We start from the raw sequence: 12,355 nt of genomic DNA on the forward strand, positions 1-12,355 counted from the left end.
ACATTTGTTTCAAATATAGTGGTTAATGACAAAAGCAACGGCTAAAAAAATATGTATTGTTGTTTCGTCACTTGGTGGTGGTGGTGCAGAAAAATCAGCTGCATTATTATCAGAAGTGCTTTTTGAGCTAGGTAATGATATACATATTATTTCTGTTTTAGATAGAATAGATTACTCTTACAAGGGAAAGTTGCTTAATCTAGGCGAGCTAAAGGCCGAAGATGATACTGCATTAGGAAGATTAAAAAGACTTTTTGTATTTAAAAATTATCTGAAAGACCACAAGTTTGATTATGTAATAGATAGTAGACCAAGAAGAGGGTTTTTAAAAGAACTGATGATATCAAAAATCATTTATAATCCTAATAAAGTTGTTTATTGTGTTAGGAGTTATAGAACTGATCGTTATATACATCCAAACCGTTTTTTTGGTAGGATTTTGTATGGTTCTGCTTATAAAATAGTTTCTGTATCAAAGGCCATTTCGGATAAGCTGAATTCAACTTATGGATTCAAAAATCTTGATGTCATTTATAACCCATTTGAAGAAGTGCCCAAGGTTTTAGATAGAAAGGAACATAAAACAGATCGTTTTATATTGTTCTATGGACGTTTGGAAGATGCAGTTAAGAATGTTTCATTATTATTAAACGCCTATTCAAGATCAAATTTGCCAAAAGCGAGATTCAAATTGAAAATCCTAGGTGATGGAAAAGATAAGGCCAAACTTAAAAAACTAGTAGAGGAATTAAGGATACAATCGCACGTAGAGTTTTTAGGCTATAAATCAAATCCTTATGGTTTAGTTAGAGACTCATATTTTACCATATTAACCAGTTGGTACGAGGGGTTTCCTAGGGTTTTAGTGGAGTCTTTGGCTTTGGGTGTGCCAGTGGTGTCTGTAGATTGTAAATCCGGACCAAACGAGATCATCGTTAATGAGCGCAATGGGCTTTTGGTAGAAAACCATAATATAGATGCACTAGTAAATGCCATGAACAGAATGATTGAGGATACGGATTTATACCTACATTGCAAATCTAATGCTAAGGCAAGCGTTGACAAGTTTTCAAAAAAACACATAGGTTTGCAATGGCAGGCTCTATTAAACTAAGTATTAAAATTTATATGAATATCTTAAATAAAACAGTTTTATTAAACATACCAAAAGTACATGACGAGCGCGGCTCTCTTGCAGTTATTGAAAAAGATGTGGTGCCGTTTGAGATAAAACGCGTCTACTATCTGTACGATGTACCAAGCGACAGTTTTAGGGGAGGTCATGCGCATAAAGAACAAGAATCTGTAGTCATCGCACTTAGTGGCAGCTTTGAAGTCGTAGTCGATGATGGCCATACACGCAAGCGCATCATGCTAAATAAACCTACCCAAGGTTTATATATCCCAACATATATCTGGAGAGAGATTGACAATTTTTCTTCAGGAGCCGTTTGTTTGGTACTGGCATCCACGACTTATAACGAGGATGAGTATTTGAGAGATTACGAGGAGTTTAAAAATCAACTTTCGGGATAGTAGAGCTTTTTTTTATTGTACGATTTTAATTTCAGTAAGAATCTGAGTAACCATCTAGGGCCTTTTAATAAAAAGCGCTGTTTTTTGCCAAGATTTTCAGTACTAATATGCGAAGTATAATAATTAAAGCTTTCAGAATCATTTACAATCTTACTAAGAATAGCCATCGCATAACGATTTCGATCCAAGTGGGCTTTTAGTAGAGGGTCTTTTCTTTCTTCTTCAAAATATTTATCAAACTTAGGCTTAGCTTTGAGTTTAAAGGTCGTGTTCGACAAGCTCTTGGGATTGTAGTTGTAAGTTGCAAGTACTTTGTTTATAAAAACAACCTCATTAAACAACCCAAATCTTATCCACATGTCTGTGTCTTGTCCAGAGACAATCGATGGGTCGAATAAACCAGTTTTTTCTAATATGGATTTATGAAATACTACACTAGAGCTTGTTATTATCGAATGCGCTTTACTTGCCTCAAAGTAATTATGAATGCCGAAAAGTCCATTTTGATTTATATTGTATTTTAGAGGTATTATTCTTTCTTCGTATTTCTGAGAAACCGAGGCCGTAAATATTTTCTGGTTTGGGTAGGTGTTTATCGCTCTAAACATGTAGTCGAGATAGTTTAAATCCCAAATATCATCACCATCTAATAGAGCAATGTAATTGCATTTAGCTTGCTTGATACCTAAATTTCGGGATTTGGAAGCGCCTTGATTTTTAGTTGTTATAAGCTTAAGTCTCTGGTCTTTAAAAGTTTTGATGATTTCCGCGCTATTATCTGTGGAACCGTCATTAATAACTATGACTTCGAAGTTTTCAAAGGATTGATTCAAAATACTATTAACCGTATTTTCAATAAAATCAGATTTATTATATACCGTAACTACGACCGAAAAAAAAGGAATCATTCTTTGTTATCGCTTAGAGTGCAAAGGTAGCCCAATTTGTAAAATTGCAATAATTTCATGTTTGGCTTGTTGCCCAACAATTGCCTTTGCACGGCATTTTTTGATCGCTTAAAGATGAAATTTACAAGACCTTTGAGTCCAATTCTATTTATGGTTTTAAACACTTCTAACAGACTGTTCTGGGAATTTGTGTTTTTATTTGCCACATAGTAATGGAATAATGTTTCAACGGCGAGTTCTACTTTGCTTAAAAAAACCGAACTGTCGTCGAGGCCTTTGTGTATTACAGGGTTGTCTATATGAAATACTTCGGTTTTTTCTAGCATCATCTTAGCGCCTATAAAAATATCATAACCATAACCATCATTGTTAATTTTAGACATGAGGTCTTGAAATGTTTTCTTTCGTATGAGGAAATTTGCAGAAACAATAAATTTATATGGATTCTTATTCCTAATTTTTGCTTCGACGTCTTCGTAAGTTTTACCATATGTCCATCTCAATATCTTGGAACTATCTGGCATTGTTGAATCATATGAGCAACCACCATATAGGGCATCAAAACTATGAGCAAAATAGTTTGAATAGTTTTTGATAAAGTTTTTATCAATGATTTCTACGTCCGCATCTAAAAAAAGCAACCAATTGTATTTGGCATTTTGAGCAAGATATTTGCGCGATGTTATCCGCCCTTTATTTTTTATAGATATATGATGGGTAGTACTATTGTATAAATCGCATGTCGCTTTGTTTTCCTCTAAATAAGATGTAGAACCATCTTCCAAACATAAAATTTCATAGTCTAAATCCAAACCTGTTGCAACCTTATTTAGAGAAACGATAAGATTGCTAATGGGATAATTATATATTGGGATAAGAATAGAAAACATGTTTTTAAGACATACAAACGTGGTGTAAAAGCCTAATAAGTTCTACGCTGTACAACTTCGAACACTTTGTTCTCTTCACATTTGAGGGTTTTACTAGGATATTTTAAGAGCAAAGCATAGTCGTGTGTAGCCATTAGGATAGTATTTCCATTTTTATTGATGTCTTGTAGAACTTCCATAACTTCGATACTGGTCTGCGGGTCTAGATTTCCTGTTGGCTCATCAGCAAGGATTAACTCTGGATCGTTAAGAAGTGCTCTTGCTATGGCGATGCGTTGTTGTTCACCTCCTGAGAGCTCATGAGGATATTTAAATCCTTTGGTTTTCATAGAGACTTTATCTAATACGGCTTCAATACGTTCATTGATTTTATCTTTGTCCTTCCAGCCAGTGGCTTTCAGTACAAATTCGAGATTTCCATGTACGGTGCGATCAGGTAGTAGTTTAAAATCCTGAAAAACAATACCCAATTTTCTGCGTAAAAAAGGAATGTCATTTTCTTTCATGGTTTTGAGATCGAAATCGACAACTTGACCTTCGCCCTCTACCAATTCTAGATCACCATATAAAGTTTTCATAAAACTACTTTTGCCACTTCCTGTTTTACCAATAAGATAGACAAACTCTCCTTTTTGCATTTCAAAGTTCACATTAGAAAGCACTACGCTTCCTCCCTGATATATGGTTGCTTGGTTTAGTTTTAGAATGGGTTTGGACATACTTATTTAGTTAATTGCTTAGTCTTTGGCTCATATATTCCAAATATAAAGTCACTTTTATGATTTTTCAAGTAAGTGTCTTCAAAATAGAATAAACCATCTAATACTTCTTTTTTTTCTTTGTTTAGATCAATAAAGTGATGGGCGATATCTTTTAATGCCAATTGCAAGATATTCCCTCCGTAGCTGGCTTCATAAACCGTATTGTAATTTTGGTGAATCGAAGGCATTATATTTTCAGAATCAATACATTCGGAAGGGTCAGCCAAGATCATTCTTAACCACCCTGGACCATAAACTTTATTTTTGTAAATGTTGAGTTTATAACGTTTTCTATAAGGCTTTGGTATAAGTTTAAGTGCTTTGTTTATTGCTTTAATTTGATGCTTGGGGAATTGTAGTCTAGATGGTCCGACATATTCATTAATAATCAATAGACCATTAGGCTTTAAAATTTGCATCAATGTTTTGGACACTAATTTTTCGACATTTTTAAAATGATGTAAGGATGCTTTAAAGTATACGATATCGTAAGTGTCATTCTCTAGGCGTAAATCGTTAACGTCTTGTATTTTAAAATCTATGTTTTTTAAACCAGCTGATTTGGCATTTTTTTTACCAGTTTTAAGGCGTTTTTCTGCAATATCGGTGCATAAGATAAGCTCAAAATTAGGATGTTTGGCAAATGCAATTTCGGATGCACAATTGCCGCTACCTAAGGATAGCATTTTAAGACCTTTACGATTTTTTAAAAATTTGTGTACCGTAAAATCTTCTATCGCCATTTCTTCATTAGATGTAATTATTTTTTGCCACCGCAGTTTAATTTGAGGGATGATGGACCAATTGGAAGAAGAAATATTAAAATGATTAAAGGCCGTTTTAGCACGTTCGGTATCGCTAAAGGTAAATTTAGACAAAATAAACCCGAGACCTCTTTGACGAAGCTTGGTATAGGTTTCTACGAAATCATCTAAGGTAACTATTCGTTTCATTAATTTTTGTCTGTGATATAATAGGTTATTTTTTAAAATAGCAAGTAATATGTTAAGGTCTAGTTCGGTTTTGAGGAATACTTTAGCTAAAATTTAAACCTGCGTAAATGTATGGCGTAAAATTTCAAATCCCAAATGCTATTTATACCTTGGCATAGTAATTGAAAAACCAAAAAACATGAGATGTTTTTTTAGCATAGTAGTCTTATTCCTAACGATGATTTTATCTGCCCAAAAAGAGTTTCATGTCTTTCCTATGGATGGTAAAGCGATTAAGGGCTCACCAAACGGTGATGGAAGTATAACTAACCCTTGGGACTTGCAAACTGCTTTATCGCAATCCTCAACATATGTAAATGGAGGCGATACTATTTGGCTGCACGAGGGCATTTACACCGGAAATTATATAAGTACCTTAGAGGCTACTGAAAAACACGGTTATATTACGGTCTCTGCATACAAAAACGCTAAAGTTATTATAAACGGCAACATTGAAAATAAAATGTATTATGTACTAGAAGTTAGTGGTGGTAGAGTGATTTTTAAGAATCTTGAAATTACATTTTTAGGAAATTTTTCACGTACAAAATCAACTAAGGGTTTTAAGGCTGTTACAGGTGTAAACCATACAAAAGGGGAGGATTGTAAGTTTCAAAGTTTAATTATCCATAACATCCCAGGATCTGGTTTTGGTTCGTGGAAAGCTACTGGCGGAACCAGTATAGAAGATTGCATCATTTATAATAATGGCTATCAAGGAGGACGAGGCCAAGGGGTTGGTATTTATGTTCAGAACGAGAGTGAAAAAACTAGAGTTTTAAAGAACAATATCATCTTTAATAACTACTATAAAGGCATTGAGGTGTGGTCGGCTACGAGTGGTACTGAAAGAGAGTTTGTGAAAAATGTTGATATCACCAATAACGTTATATTTAATAACGGTTCCCCATCAGGAAGACCTTGGTCTAACCTAATCGTCGCATCTGGAGATCAGGATGGTGTTAATGTGGCTAATAACATAACGATAAAGAACAATGTCTTTTATCATAATACCGATTTTAAGGACACGAAAAATTTTGGACATGGCAATTCCATTACCTTAGGATATACCAGCAAAGCGTTGGTAGAAGATATTTCTATTACGGATAATTTTATAATTGGGAGAAACAATGCTTTGAATATTTTACATGCGAAGTCTTTAGAATTAAAAAACAATATCATTTACACAGGGTATGTTCATTTTGAAAAATCAACCTTAGAAGCGCTGAGAACAGGTGGAATGACATTTAGCAATAATAGCTATCATACTAGAAAAATTGCTGGCTTAAGAATTTTAAAGCATAGAGATTATAAACTATCGGATTGGAGCAAAAGGTTCAATCTTGATGCAGATAGCCAATGGAAATCGTTAAAAGCTTTCGAAGTCGATCCGGTATTGAAAATTGAAAAGTTGAATTCGAAGCCCAATCACTTTAATGTGGTTTTGTTAGAAAAAGAGGGTAAAGATGTCATGGTGGATTTTAGTCAGTTAAATATTGGTAAAGAAGCATCATATAAAATATACGATATCGAAAACATAACAGTCGTCATAAAATCAGGTAGGCTTTCGGAAGAAGCGAAAGTAAAGTTCCCGATGGGGACATCGGAGTTCGAGAAGCCATTGCATAATGCCAAAGCTTCAAAATCTGCGAACAATTTTGGGGTATACAGAATCGTATTTGAAGAAACTAAAAACAAAGAAGGATTCCTTAAACGGTTTTTTGGGTGGCTATTTTAACATTTAATAAGTCCGTTTATAATTATACAGAATTTCTACCGTTATAGGTTTTGTATTCAATTATATTTGAAACGCTATTATATCATCAATATTTATTAATCAAAAAACGACACTAATGCTAGGTTTTCAAAGACAACTAATCATCGTTTTTCTCATCTTTACAGCTTTTGGATTTGCTCAAAAATCTGCGGTTTATACGAGTGATTTAAAGGATTACCAAAAAGCGTTAACCCTTTATAACAATAAACAGTATAAGGCAGCACAATCCTTATTCGACGATATTAAATACAATACAGATGATGCGGTATTAAAGTCTGATTGTTCATATTATATTGCTAACTGTGCGGTACGGTTAAATCAGAGAAATGCAGATGATTTAATTGCCGAATTTGTGGAAGAATATCCAACAAGTACTAAGCGTAATACTGCGTTCTTGGATGTTGCAGATTATTATTTCGAAAATTCTAAATATGCTTATGCGCGGAAATGGTACCAAAAAGTAGATGAGGTAAGCATCGCACGATCTGAGCGCGACCGTTTCAATTTTAACTATGGGTATAGTCTCTACGCCACAAAAAGTAAAACCCAAGCGACAAAATACCTAAATCGTGTAGTGGATTCAAAAGAGTATGGTTCACAGGCAAAATATTATATTGGCTATATGGCTTATGAAGGCGATGATTACGACACGGCAAATGAGTATTTCGATCAGGTGAGCGATAATGAAAAGTACAAAGAAAAACTCTCGTACTATCAAGCGGACTTAAACTTTAAATTAGGAAAGTTCGAGAAAGCTATCGAATTAGCCCTGGAGCAGTTGCCAAATAGTAGAGGTGTTGAAAAATCAGAGCTTTCTAAGATTATTGGCGAAAGTTATTTTAATCTCGAAAAGTATGCTGAAGCCATTCCGTATTTACAAGATTACGAAGGTAAACGGGGCAAATGGAATAACACAGATTATTACCAGTTAGGCTATGCCTATTATAAGCAAGATGATTTTGAAAAAGCCATTTCAGAGTTCAATAAGATCATTGACGGCAATAATTCTGTGGCCCAAAATGCATACTATCATCTTGGAGAGAGTTATATTAATCTCGATAAGAAACAAGAAGCCTTAAATGCATTTAGAAATGCTTCAGAAATGGATTATGATTTAAAAATTCAAGAAGATGCTTGGTTAAATTATGCAAAGATCAGTTATGAGATAGGTAATCCTTATCAATCTGTACCACAGGTTTTAGCAGGTTATTTGGATAAATACCCAGAAACAAGCTATAGGGAAGAAATAGAGACCTTACTTATAGATTCTTATATCACTTCAAAAAACTACAAGGAAGCATTAGAACTTTTAAAAGGCAAAAACAGCTTTGAGAATAAAGTAGCCTATCAAAAAGTGGCGTTTTTTAGAGGTATAGAATTATATAACGAAACACGGTATAGTGAAGCTTTAGAAATGTTCAATAATTCCCTCAAAGAACCGAGAGATCCTATTTTTGTTACCAAAGCCACATTCTGGAAAGCCGAAACGGAATACAACCTTACCAACTACAATGATGCGTTAATAGGCTTTAAACAATTTTCTGGTATGGCAGAAGCCTCAAGTTTGCCCGAAAACGACAATCTAGATTATAACTTGGCCTATACCTATTTTAAGTTAAAAGATTATAGCAATGCCTCTAAATACTTTCAGAAGTTTATCGATAAAAACTCAAGTGATCGGCCACGTCGAAATGATGCCTATTTAAGATTAGCAGATGGTTACTTTGTGTCTAGCGAATATCAAAATGCCATAAGTGCTTACGATAAGGCCATTCAAATCAATGAGATTGAAACGGATTATGCAACGTTTCAGAAAGCCATGAGTCATGGTTATTTAGGGAAACCATCTAAAAAAATAGAAGAGCTAAATACGTTTATAGAAGGCTACCCAAAATCAGCATTACGGGATGATGCTATGTACGAGTTAGCCAATTCTTATGTTAAAAAAGGCGAAACGGATAAGGCGATGCAAATGTACGATCGGTTAAATTCCGAATACAGACGAAGTGCCTTTAGATCCAAAGCTTTGTTACGTCAGGGGCTGGTGTATTACAACGCCGATGATAATGAGCGCGCCTTGGCTAAATTCAAAAAAGTAGCTGGGGATTTTCCAGGTTCAGGGGAAGCCGTTCAGGCGGTTTCCACAGCACGGTTAATATATATAGATTTAGGACGTGTTGATGAATATGCAGCTTGGGTAAGATCTTTGGATTATGTTGAGGTGACTGATGTAGAGTTAGACAATACGATGTACCAAGCCGCAGAAAAACCATATTTAGAGAGTGATACCGATAAAGCCATACGTCAATTTAATAAGTATCTTAATCAATTTCCTAATGGCATACATGCGCTCAAGTCACATTTTTATTTAGCACAGTTGTATTATAAAAAAGATTTGTTTGAAAACGCGCAGCCACATTACAAATATGTGGTTGAAGCTTCAAAAAGTGAATATACAGAGCAAGCTACAGTGAGGTTATGCGAAATCTATTTAACAGACTCTAAATGGTCGCAAGCTATTCCTGTTTTAAGAACATTAGAAGACGAGGCAGACTATCCGCAAAATGTGTTATATGCACAATCAAATTTGATGAATGCCTATTATCAAACAGATGATTATGTAAAGGCCGAAGCCTATGCAGAGAAAGTTTTGGGCAATTCTAACCTAGATAATAAGGTGAAGAGTGACGCCAAGATTATTATAGCGCGCTCTGCCGTTAAAACGGGTAACGAAGACAAAGCGAAAGACGCCTATGCAGATGTTGAAAAAATAGCAACAGGAAGCGTAGCTGCAGAAGCCCTATATTACAATGGCTATTTTAAGAATAAAGAGGGAAAATATGAAGCTTCAAATACAATCATTCAGCGATTGGCAAAAGACTATAGCAGCTATAAATACTACAGTGCCAAAGGTCTGGTAGTTATGGCTAAGAACTTTTATGCTTTAGGTGATGCGTTTCAGGCGAACTATATATTGGAAAGCGTCATTTCAAACTTCCCTGATTTTGATGATGTAGTCGAGGAAGCCACATTCGAACTCAATAAGATCAAAACAGAAGAAGCTAAAACAAATTCATCAATCGAAACAGACGATAATTAAAATTCTTGCGAAGGCAAGAATCTCAAATTTCAAAGACTAAATTCCAAAAACAATATTAAAACAATGAAAAACTTTAAATCCAGAATGCACCTTTTCATTTTTTGTTTAATGACAATTTCGATTATATCATGCGGGGATGATGATGACCAACAAGAGGAAGATGTGTTTGCTGGATGTTGCTCTGGATTGACAGCCTTTGGTGAAGATGTGGATAATTTAGATCAATCGCAAGGTGAGATTATAGCTGACAATATCTTTACACCTAATGGAGATGCAAATAATGATTATTTTCCTGTTGAAAACATAGGATTGTACGATAATCATGTTGTGTCTATCTACAATGCTGATGATGAGCTTCTTTTTGAGAGTACAAATTATGGCGCTAATGCAGATGAATTTTTTCCTACTCAAAATCAAGGTCTATTTGGTGTAGAAGGTGTACCAGATGGAACTTACAAATACAAAATTGTGGTGGAAGATGAGCAAACATTCAAGAAATCTGGATTCTTTTGTCTATTTACAAACAACCCACCCTTGGAGCAACAAAATTTTGCAGATTGCAACCCTTTAGAACCAGGCGAATTCGATCAAATTTTAACGGGTCATTAACTGAAAATAGATTCAATCAAAACACGAAATATGAAAATCAAAGTTTTAACTCTTATAATCACCGTATCAAGTTGTTTGTCCTTGACTTTTGCACAGGAGCGTACAAAGGATACCATAGACGATCAGGTGGTCAATGTAATAAAACCCTATACACCTACCATCTCAGATGCCTTTAAAATAAAGGATGCACCAAAATTGAATGATTCTAATGTAGTGAAGAAGAAGGAGGTGAAGTATAATATTTTCTCTATTCCTGTAGCATCTACTTTTACACCTGCAAAAGGTAAAGCAGCAAATGTCGATAAAGCCAAACCTGTTAAATTATATGACAACTATGCTTCGCTGGGCGTTGGAACCTTCACTACAGTTTTAGGTGAGGTCTATCTCAACCATGAAATAAACAGTACCGAAAATGTTGGAGGTTATTTTAGTCACCATTCATCGCAAGGCGGTATCCAGGGATTGCTTTTGGATGATGATTTTTCAACTACTAATATCAATGCACACTATTCTCAGAAATTGAGAGATTTTTCGTGGAAAATAGATGGCGGTTTTGATGCAATGACCTTTAATTGGTATGGTTTGCCTCAAAATTTCTTCGGTCAGGCCGAAGCCAATACCATCGATCCAATACATACCTTTAGCAGTTTTTATTTAGGCGGCAAATTAAAGTTCGATGATGCCATTATCAAAGATGGTAGTGTGCGCTTCAGACGATTTGGAGACGATCGAAATTCGGGGGAAAACCGATTTGTAGCCAAAACAAGTTTTGATGTACCTGTTCAAGATGAAGCGATAAATACGGATTTTTATATCGATTATATCGGAGGAAGTTTTGATAATAATTTTGACAATACTTCAGGTATCGATTATGGTAATGTTACTTTAGGTTTATCACCTTCCTACCAATTAAAACAAGATGACTTAACCGTAAATTTAGGTGTGCGATTTGTATTCCTGAATGATACCGAACTCAGTGATAATAAATTCTTTATTTATCCGAATATTAGTGCTACCTATCGCCTCGTCGATGAAATATTAATAGCCTATGGAGGTATTACTGGTCAGTTGCAACAAAACTCGTATCACGATTTTGCCAATGAGAACCCTTTTGTATCTCCGACCTTGTTTATAGCGCCTACTGATCAACGTTACAATGGATACATTGGTTTAAAAGGAAAGCTATCTAATAATGTAAGTTACAATATAAAGGGTAATTACTTTGCAGAGGAAAATAAGCCTTTGTTTAGGGCCAATGATGCTGTAGTTGGTGCAACAGAAGACTATCAATTTGGAAATTCTTTTAATGTTGTCTATGACGATGTCACAACGTTTTCCGTTGCAGGAGAATTGAGTATAGATGTTAATCGAAATTTTACATTGGGTATCCAAGGTGAATATTTTAATTACGATACTGATGATGAAGCTGAGGCCTGGAATTTACCGGATATCACAGGATCCATATTTATGGATGTTCAGATTTCTGATGACTGGTTTGCTGGTGCTAGTGCTGTGTATGTTGGAGAAAGAAAGGACAGGTTATTACTTGCCGGGACATTGCTAGACCCAACCCCAATTACTTTAGATAGCTTTTTTGATGCCAATGTGCATTTGGGTTATAAAATCAATGATCAGTTATCTGTGTTTGCCAAGGCCAATAATATTTTGGATCAGGATTACCAACGCTATTTAAACTTCCCGGTGCAAGGTATTCAGTTTTTAGCTGGTGCAACATATCAGTTTGATTTTTAATGTGTAGTGTCATCCTGAACTCGTTTTAGA

10 protein-coding genes are annotated in these 12,355 nt (G+C 35.0%); 6 read left to right on the forward strand and 4 right to left on the reverse strand.

What is annotated here, in order from left to right; all coding sequences use genetic code 11:
• Positions 1–25: 25 nt before the first annotated feature.
• Together Q0972_RS07890 and Q0972_RS07895 are read left to right on the forward strand one after the other, a co-directional pair.
• Positions 26–1,114: a glycosyltransferase gene (locus Q0972_RS07890; RefSeq protein WP_299364563.1), complete on the forward strand. Its 1,089-nt coding sequence runs from the start codon at positions 26–28 to the stop codon at positions 1,112–1,114.
• A 14-nt stretch (positions 1,115–1,128) separates the two neighbouring features.
• On the forward strand, positions 1,129–1,536 hold the full coding sequence (locus tag Q0972_RS07895) for an FdtA/QdtA family cupin domain-containing protein (RefSeq protein WP_299364566.1): 408 nt from the start codon (positions 1,129–1,131) through the stop codon (positions 1,534–1,536).
• On the opposite strand, the gene Q0972_RS07900 is transcribed toward Q0972_RS07895, so the two are convergent.
• The 4 genes from Q0972_RS07900 to Q0972_RS07915 are packed head-to-tail and all read right to left on the reverse strand — an operon-like array spanning position 1,521 to position 5,048.
• Entirely contained in the window at positions 1,521–2,444 is a 924-nt protein-coding gene (locus tag Q0972_RS07900) for a glycosyltransferase family A protein (protein ID WP_299364569.1), read from the reverse strand. The two genes, Q0972_RS07895 and Q0972_RS07900, sit on opposite strands and share 16 nt — an antisense overlap.
• The gene (locus Q0972_RS07905) at positions 2,441–3,334 is read right to left on the reverse strand and encodes a glycosyltransferase family A protein (RefSeq protein ID WP_299364571.1); all 894 of its coding nucleotides are present in this window, start codon (positions 3,332–3,334) and stop codon (positions 2,441–2,443) included. The genes Q0972_RS07900 and Q0972_RS07905 overlap by 4 nt, the downstream gene beginning before the upstream one ends.
• A gap of 32 nt (positions 3,335–3,366) precedes the next feature.
• Positions 3,367–4,053, reverse strand: coding sequence for a cell division ATP-binding protein FtsE (locus tag Q0972_RS07910; protein ID WP_299364573.1), 687 nt, complete (start codon positions 4,051–4,053; stop codon positions 3,367–3,369).
• 2 nt (positions 4,054–4,055) lie between these two features.
• On the reverse strand, positions 4,056–5,048 hold the full coding sequence (locus tag Q0972_RS07915) for a class I SAM-dependent methyltransferase (RefSeq protein ID WP_299364575.1): 993 nt from the start codon (positions 5,046–5,048) through the stop codon (positions 4,056–4,058).
• 178 nt (positions 5,049–5,226) lie between these two features.
• Between Q0972_RS07915 and Q0972_RS07920 the strand changes: the two genes are divergently transcribed.
• The 4 genes from Q0972_RS07920 (at position 5,227) to Q0972_RS07935 (ending at position 12,325) form a co-directional block, all read left to right on the forward strand.
• Complete coding sequence (locus Q0972_RS07920; RefSeq protein ID WP_299364597.1) at positions 5,227–6,825, forward strand: hypothetical protein; 1,599 nt, start codon at positions 5,227–5,229, stop codon at positions 6,823–6,825.
• Between the two features lie 115 nt (positions 6,826–6,940).
• Positions 6,941–9,964 carry a tetratricopeptide repeat protein gene (locus Q0972_RS07925; protein WP_299364600.1) on the forward strand — a complete coding sequence of 1,008 codons (3,024 nt, stop codon included), beginning with the start codon at positions 6,941–6,943 and terminating at the stop codon, positions 9,962–9,964.
• A 63-nt stretch (positions 9,965–10,027) separates the two neighbouring features.
• On the forward strand, positions 10,028–10,573 hold the full coding sequence (locus Q0972_RS07930) for a gliding motility-associated C-terminal domain-containing protein (protein WP_299364603.1): 546 nt from the start codon (positions 10,028–10,030) through the stop codon (positions 10,571–10,573).
• A 30-nt stretch (positions 10,574–10,603) separates the two neighbouring features.
• Positions 10,604–12,325: a TonB-dependent receptor gene (locus Q0972_RS07935; RefSeq protein ID WP_299364605.1), complete on the forward strand. Its 1,722-nt coding sequence runs from the start codon at positions 10,604–10,606 to the stop codon at positions 12,323–12,325.
• The last annotated feature ends 30 nt before the right edge of the window (positions 12,326–12,355 follow it).

Origin of the sequence: Winogradskyella sp. (genome assembly GCF_028282165.1) — a bacterium.
Classification (GTDB): domain Bacteria; phylum Bacteroidota; class Bacteroidia; order Flavobacteriales; family Flavobacteriaceae; genus Winogradskyella.